At 72.3% G+C, this 19,590-nt stretch carries 15 protein-coding genes; 6 read left to right on the top strand and 9 right to left on the bottom strand.

Annotation, left to right across the window (positions count from 1 at the left end):
* Window positions 1-619 precede the first annotated feature (619 nt).
* Genes MY520_RS02190 through MY520_RS02205 form a run of 4 tightly spaced genes read left to right on the top strand, consistent with a single transcriptional unit; the run spans window position 620 to window position 5,584 of the window.
* A complete protein-coding gene (locus MY520_RS02190) occupies window positions 620-2,839 on the top strand; it encodes a hypothetical protein (RefSeq protein ID WP_436689632.1) in 2,220 nt (739 codons plus the stop codon).
* Window positions 2,836-4,005, top strand: a complete 1,170-nt coding sequence (locus tag MY520_RS02195) for a hypothetical protein (protein WP_436689634.1) — start codon at window positions 2,836-2,838, stop codon at window positions 4,003-4,005. Before MY520_RS02190 ends, MY520_RS02195 begins: the two co-directional genes overlap by 4 nt.
* Window positions 4,006-4,016: 11 nt before the next feature.
* Window positions 4,017-4,982, top strand: a complete 966-nt coding sequence (locus tag MY520_RS02200; protein WP_436689636.1) for a hypothetical protein — start codon at window positions 4,017-4,019, stop codon at window positions 4,980-4,982.
* 14 nt (window positions 4,983-4,996) lie between these two features.
* Window positions 4,997-5,584, top strand: coding sequence for a hypothetical protein (locus MY520_RS02205; RefSeq protein WP_436689638.1), 588 nt, complete (start codon window positions 4,997-4,999; stop codon window positions 5,582-5,584).
* Window positions 5,585-5,676: 92 nt separating this feature from the next.
* On the opposite strand, the gene MY520_RS02210 is transcribed toward MY520_RS02205, so the two are convergent.
* The 7 genes from MY520_RS02210 to MY520_RS02240 all read right to left on the bottom strand — a co-directional run bounded on the left by MY520_RS02210 (window position 5,677) and on the right by MY520_RS02240 (window position 15,033).
* Complete coding sequence (locus MY520_RS02210) at window positions 5,677-7,632, bottom strand: allophanate hydrolase-related protein (RefSeq protein ID WP_436689640.1); 1,956 nt, start codon at window positions 7,630-7,632, stop codon at window positions 5,677-5,679.
* On the bottom strand, window positions 7,629-8,321 hold the full coding sequence (locus MY520_RS02215) for a cysteine hydrolase family protein (protein ID WP_436689642.1): 693 nt from the start codon (window positions 8,319-8,321) through the stop codon (window positions 7,629-7,631). The genes MY520_RS02210 and MY520_RS02215 overlap by 4 nt, the downstream gene beginning before the upstream one ends.
* Complete coding sequence (locus MY520_RS02220; protein ID WP_436689643.1) at window positions 8,318-9,334, bottom strand: carbamate kinase; 1,017 nt, start codon at window positions 9,332-9,334, stop codon at window positions 8,318-8,320. Before MY520_RS02220 ends, MY520_RS02215 begins: the two co-directional genes overlap by 4 nt.
* Before the next feature lie 122 nt (window positions 9,335-9,456).
* Window positions 9,457-10,809 (bottom strand): diacylglycerol/lipid kinase family protein, encoded by a 1,353-nt coding sequence (locus MY520_RS02225; RefSeq protein WP_436689645.1) that lies wholly within the window; start codon window positions 10,807-10,809, stop codon window positions 9,457-9,459.
* A gap of 557 nt (window positions 10,810-11,366) precedes the next feature.
* Window positions 11,367-13,586, bottom strand: coding sequence for a catalase/peroxidase HPI (katG, locus tag MY520_RS02230; protein ID WP_436689647.1), 2,220 nt, complete (start codon window positions 13,584-13,586; stop codon window positions 11,367-11,369).
* Entirely contained in the window at window positions 13,583-14,053 is a 471-nt protein-coding gene (locus tag MY520_RS02235) for a Fur family transcriptional regulator (protein WP_436689649.1), read from the bottom strand. The genes katG and MY520_RS02235 overlap by 4 nt, the downstream gene beginning before the upstream one ends.
* A gap of 152 nt (window positions 14,054-14,205) precedes the next feature.
* A complete protein-coding gene (locus MY520_RS02240; protein WP_436689651.1) occupies window positions 14,206-15,033 on the bottom strand; it encodes an MOSC domain-containing protein in 828 nt (275 codons plus the stop codon).
* Between the two features lie 370 nt (window positions 15,034-15,403).
* On the opposite strand from MY520_RS02240, the gene MY520_RS02245 reads away from it, so the two are divergent.
* Together MY520_RS02245 and MY520_RS02250 are read left to right on the top strand one after the other, a co-directional pair.
* On the top strand, window positions 15,404-16,018 hold the full coding sequence (locus tag MY520_RS02245; RefSeq protein WP_436689653.1) for a hypothetical protein: 615 nt from the start codon (window positions 15,404-15,406) through the stop codon (window positions 16,016-16,018).
* A 125-nt stretch (window positions 16,019-16,143) separates the two neighbouring features.
* The gene (locus tag MY520_RS02250; RefSeq protein WP_436689655.1) at window positions 16,144-18,078 is read left to right on the top strand and encodes an acyl-CoA dehydrogenase family protein; all 1,935 of its coding nucleotides are present in this window, start codon (window positions 16,144-16,146) and stop codon (window positions 18,076-18,078) included.
* Between the two features lie 130 nt (window positions 18,079-18,208).
* Here the strand turns inward: MY520_RS02250 and MY520_RS02255 are convergent, their stop codons facing one another.
* Both MY520_RS02255 and MY520_RS02260 read right to left on the bottom strand, forming a co-directional pair.
* Window positions 18,209-18,988 (bottom strand): FkbM family methyltransferase, encoded by a 780-nt coding sequence (locus MY520_RS02255; protein ID WP_436689657.1) that lies wholly within the window; start codon window positions 18,986-18,988, stop codon window positions 18,209-18,211.
* A gap of 164 nt (window positions 18,989-19,152) precedes the next feature.
* Complete coding sequence (locus MY520_RS02260) at window positions 19,153-19,449, bottom strand: hypothetical protein (protein ID WP_436689659.1); 297 nt, start codon at window positions 19,447-19,449, stop codon at window positions 19,153-19,155.
* Window positions 19,450-19,590 lie beyond the last annotated feature (141 nt).

Raw genomic sequence — 19,590 nt, forward strand, 5'->3', positions numbered from 1 at the left:
TCCGCCGGCCACGGAGGCGAACGAGGCACCCGGACGGTTGCGAGCAGGCGAACGACGGGCCGGAACAGGCGAGGGATCGGAGCTCCGGCCGGCGTCGAGGCGTCACTGTCGCCATGCCCTCGCGGGCTGCGCTCGCGGTGGTGCTCTCCTCGCTGCGGTCACGGCTGCGGCCCCGTGACGGCCTTCACGGAGGCGTCGTCCATGTCGGCATCCTCTGATGTCGCCGTCACCGCGCCGTCACGCCGGGGTAGACCCTCCGGCAACGGCACGCGGTCACCGGTGCAGCGGGCCTGTCGCCACAGCCGGAGATCGGTCGGCTGATCGGTGAGCGCCTCCGTGGGATGCCCGGGGGGTGAGCCTCCGAGGGGGTCCTGGTGGTGACGCGGCGATCTTGGCGAGCGCAGTCCTCGCGGTGACAGCGCCGTGACGGTGCAGTGACGCGCGCACCCGATCCTCCTGGTGTTGCTCGCACGGGAGCGTTGCCAGCTGACGCGACGCTGGGCCGATCTCGAGAGCGCGAGAGGTGAGGCTGATCTTCGAGCGCGACCCGCGGACAACCGGGCCGAGCACGCTGGAGGGAGTGCCTGTGGGAGAGGTGCGCGACCGTATCGACGCGGTCATGCGGAGCAGACGCGCCAGGCTGCCGGTCATCGAGCGGGAGATCGAACGGTGGACCGGATTGCGGACGGTGCTCTCCGCCCTCACGGTGGCCCTGGCGGAGGCCGCCGAACCGGACGAAGACGGCTCCCCGCCCGTCGTCTTCGACGTCGACCCCGTCGACCTGGAGCGCATCGCAGCCGAGGCACTGGCGGCGCTCGCGGTCACACGCGCCCGGGTGAGCCGGCACACGGTGAACATCGGGGTCAGCGGGCGCGCCCGCAACGGCAAGAGCACACTGCTGCAGTCGTTGTCCGGGCTGGACGACGAGCAGATCCCCACCGGGCGCGGACAGCCGGTCACCGCCGTGCGGAGCCGCATCTTCCACTCGGACACGGCACGCACCGCGCGTCTGACGATGCACAGCACCGTGTCGTTCTGCTCCGAGGTCGTCGGGCCCTACTTCCAGGTGCTCGGCCTGGCCCCCGAGCCGCGCACGGTCGAGGAGTTCGCCCGGTTCGACCTTCCCGCGGCGGTCAGCGACCTACCGGCCGAGCAGGTGGACCGGCTGCGGCCGGTTCTGGCGCGACTGCAGGAGATGCAGGAGTCGCTGCCGTCGTTTCGCAGCCTGCTCACCGGCGAGGTGCGCGAGGTCGGCCTCGAGGACCTCCGTCGCTGGGTCGCCTATCCCGCTACGGACTCCGGCGTCCCTGACCGGCGGTACCTCGCCGTCCGGGATGCGGTGATCACCACGGCCTTCCCGATCTCCGAAGTGGTCGAGCTCGGCCTGCTCGACCTGCCCGGTCTCGGTGAGATGGTGCCCAAGGCCGAGGAGCACCACCTGGCCGGCCTGGAGAACGACGTCGACTTCGTCGTCGTGGTCAAGCGGCCCACTGACACCAACGCGATGTGGTCCGTTGAGGACCAGGCCAGCCTCGACCTCATCGGTCGGGCCTGCGGCGCGGCGGCGGTACGCGACTTCATGACGATTCTCGTGAACACCGGCGGGTGCGAGCGGGTCAACATCGACGCGCTGCTCGACGACATCCGGCGACGGCTGAACGACGGCGTGGACGGCCGCAACTACCAGGTCTGGCAGGCGGATGCCGCGCAGCGTGACGCCGTCGCGCGCGACGTGCTCGGTGGTGTGCTGACGCACCTCGCCGATGCGTTGCCGCGGATGGACGCAGCCGTGGTGGACCGCGCGATGGCGACATGTGCGCAGGCCCGGCAAGAGCTGCTCGCCTGCACGCAACGCCTGCTCACGACGGTGAGGTCGATAGCCCGGCCCACCGCTGTCGAAGAGCTGATCAAGCGCGCTGACGCCGTTCAGGACGAGATTCTCGTCGGCGTGCAGGACTGGGTGGAGGAGCTGCGCGGCCGCACCGGTGACACGTACGAGGACGAGGAGTTCCTGGAACGCGTCGACCACCTGTGCGACGAGATCCGCGGCTGGGCGATGGACGGCTTCGGCCAGGGCCGCACCGCCTGGGTAGAGCGGGCGCACCTCGACATGCGCAAGGCGGGGGCCGCTGCGAAGGTCTCCACGGACGCGCTGAACGGGGTGCGCAACGAGATCGCCCGGCGGTTCAGCGGCATCGATGACGTGCTCCTGCAGCGCCGGGAGGAGTTCTGGCGCGGCCTCGCCGAGGCCTTGAGCCCGCGCCTGAGTGGCCTCCTCGTGGGCGGGACCGGGCAGGAGGCGCTGACCAACCTCGCACGGGCCCTGCGCGAGGCACCCGACCCGTGCCCACAGCTCGCCCACAGCGTCGACGTCGCCCTCGACGTGCGGCTGGACTACCGCACGCGACTGCTGCCCCGGATGCGGCGGTTGCTCGACATCCTGCGACCCGAAGGCATCGACCCTGGGACGGGCAACATCCGCGCCCCGCTCGTGGTCCCGACCACGGCCGCGGGGGCCGAGGACCTCTACACCGAGATCGTCGAGCTCGCCCGCCAGGCGATCTACGAAGGCGGACGGCTGCTGCAGGAGGAAACCCAGACGATGGCGTTGGTCCTGTTGGCGTACGCGGAGCAGTTCGAGGACATGGTGATCCGCTCCGCGAGTTCGAACGCCGAGTTCCGCAGGCTCGTCGACGCCTATCGGGACGAGCTGTGGCCCGAGGAGCGCAGCGGCCCCGCGACCGCGACCGCGAAGGTGCAGCGTGTGGTGGGGCTCCTCCAGGCGGTGGTCACCGCTCTCGGCGGGGATCCCGGCATCCGGCGGGAGGTGGCGGCATGACCCCGTCGTTCCGCGTCGCCGTCACCGGGCCCAGCCGCGTCGGCAAGACCACCCTCCTCACCGCAGTGCTGAGCGACACGGACGCGCTGCTCACCGGCACCCCGGTCTCTGTGACGATGGACGAGCCCACACGCAACCGGGTCCGCAAGCAGCAGCGGGATCTGCGACGGGCCATCGAGGTCGGGGAGTTCGACGCCGCCGCGCTGGGCGGCACCCAGTCGGTGAGCCGCTACCGGGTGGCGTTGCAGGCCGAGGGCGATGAGTCGATCGAGGTTCCGTTCGAGCTGCTCGACTACCCGGGCCAGTGGCTCGACCCGGAGGTGCGGGCTCAGAACCCGCAGGCCAAGGAGGCCTGGCCCGGCTATCTGGACCACGTCCGCAACAGCATCATGCTGCTCGTCCCCATCGACGCCGCGGTGCTGATGGAGGCAGTCCTGCCTCGGCAGCGGGCCGCCGTCGGTGAGCTGCTCGCGCTGCTCGACGTCGAGGAGGTGGGACGGACCTGGGCCAAGGGCCGCTTGACCACGGACAAGGAGGACGAACCGGCGGTGGTCGTGCTCGCCCCGCTGAAGTGCGAGAAGTACTTCAGCGACAACGGCGGCCACGGGCAGGACGAGGCACGGTTGCGGGAGAAGGTCAAGGAGCGCTACGGCCGACTCCTCGAGATCATCGCTGCGGAGACGAGAGAGCGACCTCAACCCGTCCGCGTCGTCTACGCACCCGTCGACACGTATGGCTGCGTGGAGCTGATGGAGGCCCGCTGGCACAACGTCTCCGGCCACGACCTCCCCGACTTCACCGCGCACTACCGCTTCCGGGGCCGGCCGCCGCGCATCAGCGTCCGCGCCGCAGGCACGGTGATGCAGGAACTCGCTCGTGCCGTGCTCGCCGGGCAGGAGGCAGCCGAAGCCGAGCAGCAGAAGACGACACAGGGCGCCTACGACCGGCACGTGGCGCGCAAGGCCGAAGCCAAGGGCTTCTGGGGCACCATCGAGTACTACCTCTCCGGTGAGGCTGGTTCCGTCAATGAGGGGATCCAGACGAGTGCATCGGAGCTCGCCCGTATCAGCCTGCGCCGGGGGCAGCTGACGGACGCGACCAAGAAGCTCGTGGCCGCGCCCATCGACCGGCGCGTCGAGATCTGGAGCGGTGACGGTCCCCGATGACCGCTCACCTCATGACCCGAGGCACCGCCCGTCGCCTCGACTACCGGTTCCTCGGTGGTGGGCCACCGCGGCGGTGGTGGGCCCCACTGGACGACCTGGTCGTGCTCGAGCGGCCCGCCGTCCTCGTGCACGGCGGTCCGGGCCACGGTGGCGTGCTGCTCAGCGGTGTCCCTTCGGCGCGCCGGGACGTCATCGGGACGGCGATCCGGTTCACCATCGTCGTGGACGATCCCGATCCCGCCCTGCTCGCCCGCCTGGTCGCGGCCGGGTTGGACGCGCACCGACGGGCGGCGCTGGGCGCCAGGTTGGACGCCGCGTTCCCGGCCGACCTCGTCGACAGCGCCGTCGGTGGGAACGCCATCGACGAGGATGCGGTGTGCGGGGAGGAGTTCGGTTCCTGGTTGAGCCGCACCTTGGCCGACGCCGACGCCGACGCCGACGCCGACGCCGACGCAGGTCCCGGGCCTGCGGCCGAGTCAGCACCGCAACCGAGGCGGTCCTGGATCGGGTCGGCCGACGACGCCGACGCCGTGGCCGCGTTCCGGGCGAGGGTCGCCCAGCTCGGCGCCGGCATGCCGGGATGGGCCTTCACAACCGCGGCGCTCACGTCGGTCGACGGTGCCCGGCGTGCCGTCGCGTCGCTCGACCGGCCGGTGGCAGTCCTCCTCGACGAGGGCGGGCCGTCCACGATGATCGACCTCGACCCGGGAAAAGCGGAGGCCGGCCCTCCGGCCGGCCTGTCACCGCAGCTCCGTCATCGGAAGATCCTCGTCGGGGCGCTGGCCCTGGCGGTGGGAGTGATCGTGCTGGTGGTGGTGCTGGTCCGGTGGTCACCGTCGCCGGCCCCGCCCCCTCCGGCACCGCCGGGCAGCTCGGCTCCGGCCTCGACCGCGCCCTCGACGACGGCTCCACCTTCGACGTCGTTGTCGACGTCCACACCGCCGGCGGGCGGACGTGGTCCGAGTCCATCCGGTTGAGTCCGCCCCTGGTCGTGGGAGAGCTCATGGACCCGGGCAGTGCGCCCAGGCGGGTGGAAGGTCGCGTCGTGGGGTTCCGCGGTCCTCTTGAACGGGCGAGCCAACTCGTCTCGGTCCTGCCCAATCCCCTCGGCATGCGCGACCGGGCGATTCAGCTGGTCCCCGGCATGGCGAATCCCCGGTGGGGCTGTCTGCTCATCCAGATCAACGACGAACGTGCTCTCGTCGACTTCGCAGGAGCGGCATGGAGCCCACGAGTCACGTCTACATGTCCGCTCCGTGTCGTCCGCATGGAGCCCGACCCCGTGCGATGGCTCCGGAACTACCTGTCCAACGCCGGACGCAGGCTGGACGCCCAGTCGTCGGTCGCCGATGCACCGACCGCTGACATCGCATGGGAGCTCGCCCGGCTGAGCGTCCTCTTCGATGAGGTCGACGGGGCCACCCGAGCCGTCCGACAGGGTCTCGAGCACCTGCGGGCGTCGCACGGAACCTCTGCGAACGCCGATGACCTGCGGCTGCTGTACAAGCTGCTTCGCAGGTGCACGTTCGACGACGCCGCGGCGGACCTGCGCGCGTACCTCGACGACCTGCCCCGGTAGGTCAACGGCCCCGAGACGTCTCAGGGCGTCATGTCCGCTCACGCCTGACGCGCGCTGAGCCCGCCCGTTCCGCCGGCCAGACCCTCTTCCCCTCAGTGCCCCGAAGGTGCCGCCGCGGCCCGGTACTGCCGCCAACCGCCGTGGGCAGTGATGTCCGGGTGCGCCTCGGCCAGGTCCCGGGCGTAGAGGATGCCGGGCACCATCCGCCCGTCGGCCAGCTGCACCGGACCCCGGTAGAGGCCGGGTGGTTCGTTCTCGACGACCTTCAGCAGCACCTCGGTGGGCACCTGGTAGAGCTCGCCGGCGATCGAGGCCCCGTCTTCGTCCTCACCGACCTCGTACATGCCGGGATGCTCATCGCGGATGCTGTGCAGCCGGTACCTCGGCGCGGTGGCCGTCTCCTCCAGCAGCTCCGCGCCCACGAGGTTGCCGTGCAGTTCCAGCCCCCGCATCAGGGTGCCGTTGACGAACAGGAGCTCGTCGTCGACCGCCCGGTCGACCTCCCGGCGCGACAACCACCCGAACCCGCCCAGGATCAGCGCCAGGAAGACGTACCCGAGACTGACGCCGGGGGAGGCGTTCCAGCCCACCTCGTCGGCATTGATCAGCCCGACGAACGACAGCCCGGCGCCGATCCCGGCGGCGATCGCGGCGGCGTACATCCGCCGGTCGATCACGAAGCAGGCGATGGCGCCGAGGACGATGCCGACCAGCACCGCGCCCTGCCCGAGCAGTCTCAGGCCGTCGTAGACGACGCCGCCGTCGACGAGTGCGCCGACCCCGACGGCCTGGGCACTGGTGCCGGCCGCCGCCAGCGCGTTGTCGATCAGCCCGGTGGCCCACTGCGCCAGGCTCGGGATCATGGCCAGCACGATGGCCGGGGCGTACCGCCGGGCGCTGACGTTGAACGCCTGCGCGCCGATCACCAGGCCGATGTAGAGGAGCACGGGGACGAGCGCCTGCATGGGGAAGAGCGCCAGGAACGTGCCGACCAGACCGGTGAAGCACACGACGGCGACGACGATGCCGGTCACCAGGGAGTAGCCGATCCGCCCGCCGACCTGCTTCCAGCCGGGGTGGCCGATGTAGACCGCCGGCGGGAAGGGGGAGCCGAGGAACGAGCCGACGATCGCGCCGAGACCGTCGGCGGACAGCACCTGGCGAGTCGAGTACCGGTCGCCGGCAGCGGCGGCCGACTCGACGTTGGTCATGCCCTCGGTGAAGTTGTAGACGCCGAGCGGGATCGCCGAGGCCAGCAGTGGCGTGATGTCCTCGAGGCCGGTGAGCACGTCACCCGTGGGGAACGGCAGGCTCACCGCGAGGTTGGAGATCGACTCGCCCACCGCGCTCGGCTCGAGGATGCCGCTCCAGCCGGCGAGCACCGCGATCCACGCGACCGCCGTGGCGAAGAGGACGGCCACCAGCCCGACGGGGGCGTCCCCCGGCATCTTCCGGCCGCCGAGCCAGCCCACGAGGATGAAGGCCAGGGCGATGAAGGCGATCCACGGCGCCTGCCACATCTGGGCGGCGGGGTTCATCGAGATGAACGTGATGGAGATGCCGGCCAGCGCGCCCAGCAGTGCCGCGCGCGGGGTCACCTTCCGGATCCACGGGCCGAAGAAGGCCCCGATCAGCACGATGCACCCGATGATGAACGCCCAGGCGAGCCCGGCGCGCCACGCGGTCAGCGCGTTCCCCGACCCGATGGCCACGGGCAGCATGACGACGAAGACCACGATGAAGGTGTGCGGCACGCTGGGGCCGTACGGCAGCGCGGTCACGTCGCCGCGGCTCTCCCGCCGGGCCAACCGGCGGGCGAGGACGGCGTACCAGATGTTGCCCAGCGGCAGGGCGATGCCCAGGGCCGGCAGGATGCGGCCGTACACCGTCTCGCTCGGGATCTGGACGACGGCCAGGCAGAGGCCGGTCAGCACGATCACGTTGAGCAGCACGTTGGTGCCGAGGCCGAACAGGCCGTTCCAGTCACCTTTCACCCACCACCTGGGGCCGGCGGTCGGCGACACGGTGGGCGACGAGTTCCTGCTCATGACGGGCCCTTCGACGGAACGGGGATGCGGTCGAGGGAAGCGAGCAGGTCCGCGGACGTCGACACCCAGCCGACGATCGCGCCCTGCGCGGCGAACATGGCCAGCGCCGACTCGTGGAACTCCGGGAAGTAGGAGCCGGTGCAGTCGGAGAGGATCAGCGACTCGAAGCCCCGGTCGTTGGCCTCGCGGACGGTCGACTGGACGCACACCTCGGTGGTGACCCCGGTGACGACCAGGTGGGTGATGCCGCGCGCTCGGAGGATCGTCTCCAGATCTGTCGCATAGAAGGAGCCCTTGCCCGGCTTGTCGAGAACCACCTCACCCGGGTGGGGAGCGAGCTCGGGGACGATGTCGTGACCGGCGGAGCCGCGCACGAGGAGCCGGCCCATCGGCCCCTCCTCGCCGATCCGCAGCGACGGGTTGCCCCGGTCGCGCTTGGCCGAGAACAGGTCGGTCAGGTCGGGACGGTGGCCCTCGCGGGTGTGGATGACGGTCCACCCGCGGTCGCGGAAGGCGGCCAGCACGGCCCGGGTCGGCTCGATCGCGCTGCGCAGGCGTGAGACGTCGTTGCCGAGGGACTCACCGAAGCCACCGGGCTCCAGGAAGTCCCGCTGGAAGTCGATGCACAGCAGTGCGACGGAGGCCGGTTCGAACGGGTAGGGAAAGGGCTCCGCTGGAACGGTGGTCATCCGGATCTCCTGCTGCCCGCGCTCGAGGCGCCCGGGGAACTCACCGGACCGGCCCGGCCCGGCGACGTGATGGAGGTGCCGGCCCGGCCGGCGAGCGCGTCCCGCAGCCGCGGCAGCGAGGTGATGACCGCGCGGCGCCCGCCGCCGGCGAGGAACTGCAGGGCGGACTCGACCTTCGGGCCCATCGAACCGGCGGGGAACTCGCCGTCCTCCAGATAGCCGCGGGCCTCGTCGGGACGCACATCGGACAGCGCCCGCTGATCCGGGGTGCCGAACCCCACGTAGACCTGGTCCACTCCGGTCACGAGCACGAGGGTGTCCACGCCGGCGATCGCGGCCAGCAAGGCGGAGGCGCGGTCCTTGTCGATGACCGCGTCCACGCTGCGCCAGCCCCCGTCCTCACGCAGGACGGGGATCCCGCCACCGCCGGCGGCGATCACGACGGCGTCCGTGTCGAGCAGCGACCGGATCTGGTCGGTCTCGACGATCCGCAGCGGCCGTGGGCTGGCGACCACGCGGCGGAAGACCCCGGCCGATGTCTCGGTGACCGTCCAGCCCTCCTTCGCCGCGAGCAGCCGGGCGACCGCAGGGCTCAAGTGCGAGCCGATCGGCTTGGTCGGGGCCGCGAACGCGGGGTCGTCGCGGGCCACCTCGGCATGGGTGAGCACGGCGACCGCCCGGGTCGACATCCCGCGCCGGGCCAGGGCGCTGTCGATCGCCACCGAGAGGATGTGCCCGACACCGCCCTGGGAGTCGGCGACGGCGAGCCACAGCGGGAGCTCCGGCAGGCCCTCGACCGCGGCCTCGGCGGCCACCAGTTCTCCCCGGCGCAGGATGAACCCCACCTGCGGCCCGTTGCCGTGGGTGACCAGCACCCGCCAGCCGTCGGCGATCAGGTCGGCCACCTGCTCGGCGAACGCGGCGGCCCGCTGCTGCTGGCGCGGAATGGAACCGGGTTCGCCGTCGAGGACCAGGGCGTTTCCGCCGATGGCCACCAACGCGGTGCGGCTCATCGGATGTCCGATCTCCGGGAGTGGGCCCGCCAGGCCTCGCCGAGGACCTCGCCGCCCGCGAGGGACGTCGGGGACCCGCGGCTGGCTGGGCAGGGGGTTTCCACCCTGGGCACGGAGGAAGGCTAGGGCGGAGAGGCGCTGAGTGGGTGCGTCGGGAGCGGCCGTCTTTCCCGCCGTCCACGAGGATCGCCACCGCCGGCGATGCGCAGCAGCGCCCGCAGCGCCGGGAGCGCGCCGACCGGCTCGATCGCCGAGGGTGAGGCACCGGGGTGGTGCGCAGCGACCCGCACCCGCAGCGCCGCAGGCCGGGTGCGGAACACGACCGGGGGAGTGAGCAGGGCTGCCTCGCCATCGATCCCCGCCGGCACCGGACGGGTCGCCTCGACGCGGAAGTCGGGTGTCACCCACTGTCGCCAGGGGCGGCGCCGGCGCCGCTCCCCGCTGACCGGCGGGTCGAGTACGGTCACCCCGAGGAGCCCCTGGTCGACGGCCGGCCGGGTGCCCGCACCGGCCGCCCCGGTCAGCCGGTACTGGTTGTTGCTCACCATGATCACGGCCGCACCCCGCAGCGTGCGGCCACCCGGGGTGGTCCAGCTCAGGTCGTGCGAGGCGCCCTCCGGGGCCCGCGAGGCGGCCACCGTGTCCAGCAGCGTCCGCAGCTTCGCCGCGCGATAGCCCTCCTGCTGCACGGCCTCCGCGTAGACGCCCAGGGAGACGTTGTTGACGAAGACCCGACCGTTGACCTCGGCGAGGTCGACCACCCGTTCGCCGCCGTCGACGAAGGCGTCGAGCGCCCCCACGACGTCGTCCCGGTCCACGCCCAGGTCGAGGGCGAAGTGGTTGCGCGTACCTGCGGGGATGCAGGCGTAGGGCAGGTCCGCCTCGGCGGCGAGCGCGGCCACGACGGCCTGCGAGCCGTCGCCACCGGCCATGGCCAGCGCGTCCGCACCGGCGTCGACCGCCTCGCGCACGAGTGCCTCGAGGTCCGCCCCGGCGTGCAGCTCGACCACCTCGATGCCCCGTTCCCCGGCCGCGGCCGCCAGGCCGACCCGGGCCGCCCGGCCGCCGCCGGACCGGGGGTTGACGACGAGCACCGGCCGCTTCGGTCGTGCCGCGGCCGGCAGGACGACGTCCGGCTGGAAGGCCACCCGGGCCGCCGCGTGCCAGATCAGCGCACCGAGACCGAGCTGCACCAGGCTCTGCCGGTAGCCTTCGTCACCCAGCACGAGGACCCCGCCCGCCAGGGCGACGCCGGCGACGGCGAGGGCGGCCACGCGCCCCCAGCCCCGCCGCAGGACCCCCTCCCAGGCACCGGCCGCGACCAGGGCGGTACACAGCAGCAGGAGCAGGCCGCGTGGGAAGTCGTCGACCGCCACGATGACCGTCAGCAGGACGACCCACGCCGCGGCGGCGAGCGCCAGCGCGGCGGCGCTGCGGCGCCGGCGCACCGGCGACATGCGGCTCGGACCCGACATCGACGCCCCCATCGTTCACCTCGCTGCGCGGTGGCCGCCCAGGGGGCGGTGCCGCACTCGTCGCGGAGGTGGGTCTCGATGCGGTCGCCGGTCGCGGACAGGTCTCCCGCGGCGTCGTCGAGGGCGTCGAGCGTCGAGCGATCGGAGAGGTCGACGTCGGCGAACGCGTCGGCCATCCGCTCGAGGCCGTCCGCCGGTGCCTGCCAGTCGGCGGCGATCGCGGAGGGCGCCTTGCTCGCGCGCAGCTCCGCGGTCAACAGCCACGCCGGCCCGACAGGCGGACCGATTCCCGGGCTCCGTGCCGGACATGGCGGCCCCCAGGGGCGGGATGAGGGGACGGCCTCGAGTGTCCACCCGGCTCGACCGCCTCGACAGGGGGCCGGCCCGGCCTGGGGGACCCGCCGGGGGCGGATCGGGGCGTGCGGAGTCGCGCGGTCGACCGGCGGAGGCGCACGAGCGCCGTCGTCGCGCCGGCGTGTCCCGGTACGGCGGCCGTGACGGACACGCGGACGCCCCGGACCGCGGAGCGCGGTCCGGGGCGTCCGAACAGGTGGTGCTTACCGCAGGTCGTAGCGGTCGAGCTCCATGACCTTCACCCAGGCCGCGACGAAGTCCTGCACGAACGTCTCCTTCGCGTCGTCGGCCGAGTAGACCTCGACGATGCCGCGCAGGATCGAGTTCGAGTTGAACACCAGGTCGGCCGCGGTGGCCGTGCGCACGACGTCGCCGCCGGCGTCCAGCCCCTCGTAGACGCCCTCGGTGGCCACCGAGGTCCGCCAGGAGATGCCCAGGTCGAGCAGGTTGCGGAAGAAGTCCTGCGACAGCACGCCGGGGCGGTCGGTGAAGACGCCGTGCTGCACACCACCGGTGTTGGCGCCGAGGACCCGCAGGCCGCCGACCAGCAGGGTCATCTCCTTGGCGGTGAGCTCGAGCATGTACGCCCGGTCGACCAGGAGCGTCTCCGGCTCCAGCTTGCTCCCCGGCGCGATCCAGTTGCGGAAGCCGTCGGCCCGCGGCTCGAGCCAGCGGAAGTTGTCGACGTCGGTCTGCTCCTGCGAGGCGTCGGTGCGACCGGGCGTGAACGGCACGGTCACCTGCACGCCGGCGTCCGCCGCGGCCTTCTCCACCGCGGCGCTGCCGCCGAGGACGATCAGGTCGGCGAGCGAGACCCTCTTGCCGGTCTGCTGCTCGAACTCGCCCTTCACCCGCTCGAGCACCGGCAGCACGTCCCGGACGCCCTCGTTGACCGCCCAGTTGATCTGCGGCTCGAGGCGGAGTCGGGCGCCGTTGGCGCCACCACGCTTGTCCGTGCTGCGGTAGGACGCGGCGGCGGCCCAGGCCGTGTGCACCAGCTGCGAGACCGTCAGCCCCGAGGCGAGCACTCGCTGCTTGAGGTCGGCGATCTCCGCCTCGCCCACGAGCTCGTGGTCGACGGCGGGCAGCGGGTCCTGCCAGATCAGGTCCTCGGCGGGGACGTCGGGGCCGAGGTACCGGGTCTTCGGGCCCATGTCCCGGTGCAGCAGCTTGAACCAGGCCCGCGCGTACTGGTCGGCGAAGTGGTCGAAGTCGTTGCGGTAGCGCTCCGCGATCGCGCGCAGCTCGGGGTCCTTGACGAGCGCCATGTCGGCGGTCGACATCATCGGCGGGTTCTTCTTGCCCTCGATGTGCGCGTCGGGCACGAGCTCCTGCGCCTCGGGGTTCACCGGCTGCCACTGCTTGGCGCCGGCGGGGCTCTCGGTGAGCTCCCAGTCGTAGCCGAACAGCGTCTCGAAGTAGGAGTTGTCCCACGTCGTCGGCGTCGGCGTCCAGGCGCCCTCGAGGCCGCTGGTGATGGTGTCGGCACCCTTGCCGGTGCCGTGCTGGCTGATCCAGCCCAGGCCGTTGCCGTGCACCGGGCAGCCCTCGGGCTCCGGGCCGACGAGCTCGGGGTTGCCGGCGCCGTGCGTCTTCCCGAAGGTGTGCCCGCCGGCGACGAGGGCGACGGTCTCCTCGTCGGTCATGCCCATGCGACGGAAGGTCACCTTGATGTCGTGGGCCGAGGCGAGCGGGTCGGGCCGGCCCTTCGGGCCCTCGGGGTTGACGTAGATCAGCCCCATGGTCACGTTGGCCAGCGGGCCCTCGTCCAGGTCCAGCGGGTCGTCGCCGGCGTAGCGCTCGTCGCCGAGCCAGGTGTCCTCGGGACCCCAGAAGACCTCGCCGGGCTGCCAGTTGTCCGCGCGGCCGAAGGCGAAGCCGAAGGTCTTCAGGCCCATGTCGTCGTGCGCGACGTTGCCGGCCAGCAGCAGCAGGTCGGCCCAGGACAGCGCGCGGCCGTACTTCTGCTTGACCGGCAGCAGCAGCCGGCGGGCCTTGTCGAGGTTGGCGTTGTCCGGCCAGCTGTTCAGCGGCGCGAAGCGCTGCCCGCCCTCGCCGCCGCCGCCCCGGCCGTCCGCGATGCGGTAGGTGCCGGCTGCGTGCCACGACATCCGGATGAACAGCGGGCCGTAGTGACCCCAGTCCGCCGGCCACCAGTCCTGCGAGGTGCGCATGACCTGGACGACGTCGCGCTTGACCGCCTCGACGTCCAGGGTCGCGACCGCGGCCTTGTAGTCGAAGTCCGCGCCGAGCGGATCGGAGTCCTTCGAGGGCTTGTTCAGCACGGACAGGTCGACCTGGTTGGGCCACCAGTCCCGGTTGCTCTGCGGCCGCCGGTTGGTGACCTGGGTCGGCCCGGGGATCGCCGGGTTCTCGCTCTCGCTGGTGCTCTCGCTCTGGTTCTTGTCGATCTCGTTGGTCACGACGTACCTCTCTGTGCGGTGCGGGGGGCGGGGGCGGGAGGAGGGTCGGCTGCGCACGACGGGCAGCGTCCCCAGAACAGGACCTCAGCCTCGTCGATGACGAAGCCTGCGTCGGAGGAGGGGGTCAGGCAGGGAGCGGCGCCGGTCGTGCAGTCGACGTCGGCTATGGCCCCGCAGTCGCGGCAGACCAGGTGGTGGTGGTTGTCGCCCACGCGGGCCTCGTAGCGGGCGTCGGAGCCCTCCGGCTGGATGCGTCGCACGAGGCCGCTGTCCTCGAGTGCGCGCAGCACGTCGTACACCGCCTGGTGCGACACCGCGCCGAGGCGGACACGCGCCGCGCTGATCAGTGCCTTGGTGTCGAGGTGCGGCTGGGCGTGGACGGCGTCCAGCACCGCGAGGCGCGGCCGGGTGACCCGCAGACCCGCCGCGCGCAGTGCACGCTCGAGTTCTGCGGCGTCCGGTGGCACGGCTCGATTTTCCCCGCTTCCCTTGATCGAGTCAAGAGACGGCGCCGGGGAGGTCGGCCGGCGAGGGGACCCGTGCCGCGGCTGCAGGAGACGCCCAGGGGCCGAGCCGACGCCCGACCGCCGCGGGGCCGAGCCGCGTGTGGTGTGGTCGGTCAGGAGTCGTCGGTCGGCTCGGCCGCGAACGGTTCGACGCGGTCGCCGACACCGATCGACCCCGGTTCCTCGACCGTGGCGTACACGCCGAAGACCACCGCGCCGTTGTCCGGGAGGTGGGCGACCGGAGTGGTGAGGTCCGCGGCCAGCTCGCCGCGGTAGCGCGCGATCGACCTGAGGGTGCTGAAGTCCACCTCGCCGCTGTCGGGGTTCTCGTTGGTGACCACGCAGCGGGGGACCGGGCCGACCACCCGCACCGTGGCCCCGCCCAGCCGGAGCCGCCGGCCCGCCCAGGTGTCCTCCTCGTGGACGCCGCACCCGTCCACCTCGACGAGCATCCGGAAGCGCCGGTGGTCCAGCCGTTCGCCACCGGGGGTGACGCTGCGGAGGTGCTCGATGGTGGCCGAGGAGATCAGCGTCACCGCGTGCACGTCGACCGCGTCGCCCGGGGTGTCGGCGGCGACCAGGTGGACGGGCTCGCCGACGAACTCGGTGAGCGCTGCTGACCACGGACCCCTCACCAGACGGCCGGCCACGTCGCGCCCGTAGAAGTCGGTGACGACCGGCTCACCCAGCTCGGTCGTCGTCCCCTGCACCGGTTCGCGACCGGGGATCTGCAGGGACAGGTGTCTCCGGTGGCCGTCGTACTGCGCGGTGATCCGGACCAGGGGGCCGTGGTGCTTGCCGTTGAACAGCCGGTGCCGGGCATCGACGAGGTGGAAGCGCCGGTTGTCCTCGACGCCGTTCCCGGTGAGCACCAGGCCGGCCGGGTGGTGGAGGGCGGTGCCCTTGACGGGCGTCATCGAGAGGCGCGAGACGACGGGCATGGGTGTCCTTCCGGTGGTGCGTGGAGGACCGAGCGTAGGGAGCAGCGTGCCCCGACGCGTCGTCCCCGGCTCGTCCGCGGCCCGCAGGGACACCGGGGCGAGGAAGTGTCGCGAGGGCGACCCGGTGCACACGCCCACGCTCGGGGGCTCACGCCTGGGCGCGCACGCCCTCCGGATCAGCAGCTCCGCGTCCGACGCGCCAGCGGGTCGGTCCGTCACCGTCCGCAGTCACCCGGCCGGGCGGATGCACCGGCTCGCCCGCCGGCGCCGGCGGGCCGCTCCGCCCACGCACGGCGGGCGACGCCGGTGGGACTCTCTGGTGGCGACGGGGATTCCACCGTCCTGTACGTCACGGGCGAGGTGATCGCCGATGTCCATGTCGCGCAGCGGCTCCGGCGCAGCGGTGTTCCGTGGCCGCACGGTCGTCGCCCTCGTCTGCCTCCTCACCGGGTGCGCCGCCGCGGAGCGGACCGGTACCGAGCCGGTGCGGGCGCGCGCAGCGGTCGACTGGCTGAACACGACGTACACCGTGACCTGCGACGGCATCGTCCCGGACGGCTTCCGCGCGACCGTCGTCGACGGGAGTGCGCGGGTCCCCGCCGAGGGCAGCCGCCCCCCGCACTACGACTACTACGACATCCGGGTCAGGGCCACGGCCGGCGGTGACGTGGACGGCGACGGTGCGCCCGACGCCGTCGTCCTGCTGGACTGCTCACCGCAGCCGTCCAACGGCGTCCTCCAGGAGGTCCAGGTCTTCTCGTCGACCGGTCGCCCGCTGGGCGCCCTGCCCAGCCCGTTCACCCTGCAACGGGGCGTGAAGCCGCCCCCCGTGTACGACCCGGCGGGGCTGTCGGTCCAGGACGGCGCGATCGTGGCGGGGATGATGGACTACGGGCCGGACGACTCCCACGCCACCGGACCCTCCGTGCCCCTCACCGTGCGCTGGCGCTTCGACGGACAGGAGTTCGTGCGGGCCTCGTCGTGACGCGCGTCTGCCAACCGCGCGGGTGACCGCGTGACCTCCCGATGACCCGCCCCGAGCGCCAGGCGGCCGCGCAGGACGACGCCGAGTTCCGTTGTCTCACGAGGCGACAGGGGTGATCGTGGTGCATGGCGTCGCATCCGTCGTACGAGCAGTCGAAGCACGTCGCCGAGGCCAGCCGCGAGACCGAGTGGGCGAAGCCGTCGTTCGGCAAGGAGCTCTTCCTCGGCAACTTCCGCCTCGACCTGATCCACCCGCAGCCAGAGCTCGACGCGGCCGCGACGGAGAAGGGCGAGGCGTTCCTCGAGCGCCTCCGCGCCTTCCTCACCGAGCAGGTCGACCGGCAGCAGATCGAGCGCGACGCCAAGATCGGCGACGACGTCCTCCAGGGCCTCAAGGACCTGGGTGCGCTCGGCATGAAGATCCCGGAGGAGTACGGGGGACTCGGGCTGAGCCAGGTCTACTACAACAAGGCGCTGGCCATGGCCGGCACGTGGCACTCGTCGATCTCGACGCTGCTCTCCGCGCACCAGTCGATCGGCCTGCCCGAGCCGCTGCGGCTGTTCGGCTCCGAGGAGCAGAAGCGCCGATGGCTGCCCAGGCTGGCGAGGGACCACGTCTCGGCATTCCTGCTCACCGAGCCCGACGTCGGCTCGGACCCGGCGCGCATGAGCACGACCGCGGTCCCGACCGAGGACGGCACCGGCTACCGGATCAACGGCACGAAGCTGTGGGCGACCAACGGCGCCATCGCCGACGTGGTCGTGATCATGGCCGTCGTCCCGAAGTCCGACGGCCACAGGGGCGGTATCACCGCGTTCCTCTGCCCGTGCGACCGCGCGGGCATCACGGTCGAGCACCGCAACGAGTTCATGGGGCTCAGAGGCATCGAGAACTCGGTGACGCGCTTCGACGACGTCCTCGTCCCCCGAGAGGACGTCATCGGCGGCGAGGGCAAGGGTCTGCGGATCGCGCTCACCACGCTGAACACCGGCCGCCTGTCGCTGCCGGCGTTCTGCCTGTCGGCGACCAAGTACTCCCTGAAGATCGCGCGCCAGTGGTCGGCCGAACGGAAGCAGTGGGGTCAGCCGATCGGCAAGCACGACCCGGTCGCGCAGAAGCTCGCCTGGCTGGCGGGCACGGCGTTCGGTCTCGAGGCGATGCTCGACGTCTCCAGCCGGCTGGCCGACGACAAGCGCAACGACATCCGCATCGAGGCCGCCCTCGCCAAGCTCTACGGGTCGGAACTCGGCTGGACCGCCGTCGACGAGATGGTCCAGATCCGTGGTGGTCGCGCCTACGAGACTGCCGAGTCGCTCGCGCGGCGGGGCGAGAAGCCGGTACCGGCCGAGCAGATGCTGCGCGACATGCGCATCAACCGCATCTTCGAGGGATCCACGGAGATCATGCACCTGCTCATCGCCCGTGAGGCCGTCGACGAGCACCTGAAGGTGGCGGGGGACCTGGTGCGCGGCGAGGTCCGACCGGCCGACAAGGCGAAGGCCGCCGCGAAGGCGGGCGCCTTCTACGCCAAGTGGTTCCCGACGCTGACCGTGGGCGCCGGCCAGCGTCCCGGCTCCTTCTCCGAGTTCGGGGAGCTGGCCAGGCACGTGCGCTACGTCGAGCGCCACGCCCGCAAGCTCGCGCGGTCGACCTTCTACGCGATGGGTCGCTACCAGGCCCGCCTCGAGCAGAAGGGCCACCTGCTCGGCCGGATCGTCGACATCGGAGCCGAGCTCTACGCCATCGCGTGCGCGTGCGTCTACGCGCACACGATCGGGCGCGAGCAACCCGACCGCCGGCAGGAGGCGGTGGAACTGGCCGACCTGTTCTGCGGCCAGGCCCGCCGTCGGGCCGACCGCCTGTTCGCGGAGCTGTGGGCCAATGACGACTCCGCTCAGTACGCGGCCGCGCAGCAGGTGCTCTCCGGCCGATATGCATGGTTCGACGAGGACGTGCTCGACCCGGCCGGTGATGGTCCGATGATGCCGACCCACGCCCCGCCGGCCGCCGAGCAGTTCGGGGCGCCTCCGGCCCCGGTGGCGGCCACGGCCACCCGGTAGGAGGCTGCCCGGGCGGGCCGGCGTCCCGCGTGGACGACCCGTGGGGTCATCCCGCCCAGGCCAGCGACGAGGCCACCGCCTGCGTGAGCGGCGAGGTGATCCCGGCTGGGCCGGCGCGGAAGGGGTTGCCTCACGGCAGCGCCGCATCAGCGGCACAGAGGATGACGTCCTGGCCGCCGAACTCGTCCCTGAGCCGCACGGTCGCCAGCTGCTCCGGGAGCAGCTCGACCAGCCGTCGAGGTGTGACGGCGTAGCAGCGGTACCCGTCCTCGGTGCAGAGTCCGGCCAGCAGCGCGCGGAGCTTCACCGTTCCGGGCAGCACCTCGACGAAGAGAGTCGGTCGCCTCCGACGAAGGTGCTGCCGCATGGCGGCGAGCAGGGCGTGCTCCTGCCCCTCGACGTCCATCTTGATCAAGTCCACGCCGTCGAGCAGGCGCCGGACGTCGATCGCCGGTACCTCGTGCGCGCTGGTGACGTTCCGCGCCATCTCCGGCGGGAGTTCGGTGTCGACCGGCAGGAATGCCACCGTCGGGGTGGCCGCCTGCTCCTCCGGGACGAGCAGGGACACCGTCGAGACGGCGGGGTCGGCTATCGCAGCGGCCTCGAGGAGTTCGACGGAGGCGACCTGGTTGAGGGTGAGGTGTCTCCGGCAGATCTGCGCGGACACCGGGTGCGGCTCCACGGCGACGTAACGCACACCCGGCGCAGCTCGGCCGCCCTGCACGGCGAAGTAGCCGATGTTGGTGCCGAGCTCCAGAACCGACTGCGAACTACGGCAGAAGGCCCGCCACCAGGGCAACAGCTCGGGCTCCCAGCCCTGCTCGCCGCACCAGTAGAGTTGCTCCAGGACCTGCGAGTCGATGGCCAGGAACTCCAGATCCGGGTTGTCGATCAGGCGGAAGCTCGACACCGCCCGAGGAATCCCACCCTGATACAGCCCGCGCAGCGCCGCCCGGCGCAGGCGGGTCAACGGGGACGTCCCGGCGCCCGGCGCCAGGGCCCGCCGGAGCCCGTCCGCGAGCGGGATCGGCAACGGACCGACGACGGCTCGGGCGAAGCGTCGTCCGACCGGAGTCACGGGCACGACGGGTAGCCGCCGACCTGTGACTCCCAAACCCGCATGGCCGGCGTCGCGCCGGGCGGCCCGCCCGAGGCGGCGGGGAGCCTGTCGTGCAGCCAGCGGTCGGCGGGGTCCGCCGGCGCCCGGTCCGGTAGCTCGAGGTCGACCACCGTGCTCCGCTCGTCGAGGTCGTCCCGGCGGAGGACGACGTCGACCCGGTGGGCGTGCGAGCGCCGCTCGCCCTCCGGGGGTGGCATGTCCGGCAGGACGTGGAAGGCGCGCACCTCCAGAGCGATCCCCGTCTCGTGCACGACGCCATTGATAGCGCAGCGCGCCATTGACGACACGCGGTTGCCGGCCGTCGAGGGCGGTCCTCGCCGGTGCACGCACCCTGCTGGCCGTCGACCCCGGCCCACGGTCCGGATGGTCGCTGGTGGTCGACCTGGGACGCG

This window comes from Geodermatophilus sp. CPCC 205506, from assembly GCF_051383635.1.
Lineage (GTDB): Bacteria > Actinomycetota > Actinomycetes > Mycobacteriales > Geodermatophilaceae > Geodermatophilus.

What these genes read in the sequence shown, in the direction of transcription:
- MY520_RS02190 (WP_436689632.1), top strand. Translation starts at nt 620, where the DNA reads ATGCGGAGCAGACGCGCCAGGCTGCCGGTCATCGAGCGGGAGATCGAA.
- MY520_RS02195 (WP_436689634.1), top strand. Translation starts at nt 2,836, where the DNA reads ATGACCCCGTCGTTCCGCGTCGCCGTCACCGGGCCCAGCCGCGTCGGC.
- MY520_RS02200 (WP_436689636.1), top strand. Translation starts at nt 4,017, where the DNA reads ATGACCCGAGGCACCGCCCGTCGCCTCGACTACCGGTTCCTCGGTGGT.
- MY520_RS02210 (WP_436689640.1), bottom strand. Translation starts at nt 7,632, where the DNA reads ATGAGCAGGAACTCGTCGCCCACCGTGTCGCCGACCGCCGGCCCCAGG.
- MY520_RS02215 (WP_436689642.1), bottom strand. Translation starts at nt 8,321, where the DNA reads ATGACCACCGTTCCAGCGGAGCCCTTTCCCTACCCGTTCGAACCGGCC.
- MY520_RS02220 (WP_436689643.1), bottom strand. Translation starts at nt 9,334, where the DNA reads ATGAGCCGCACCGCGTTGGTGGCCATCGGCGGAAACGCCCTGGTCCTC.
- MY520_RS02225 (WP_436689645.1), bottom strand. Translation starts at nt 10,809, where the DNA reads ATGTCGGGTCCGAGCCGCATGTCGCCGGTGCGCCGGCGCCGCAGCGCC.
- MY520_RS02240 (WP_436689651.1), bottom strand. Translation starts at nt 15,033, where the DNA reads ATGCCCGTCGTCTCGCGCCTCTCGATGACGCCCGTCAAGGGCACCGCC.
- MY520_RS02245 (WP_436689653.1), top strand. Translation starts at nt 15,404, where the DNA reads ATGTCCATGTCGCGCAGCGGCTCCGGCGCAGCGGTGTTCCGTGGCCGC.
- MY520_RS02250 (WP_436689655.1), top strand. Translation starts at nt 16,144, where the DNA reads ATGGCGTCGCATCCGTCGTACGAGCAGTCGAAGCACGTCGCCGAGGCC.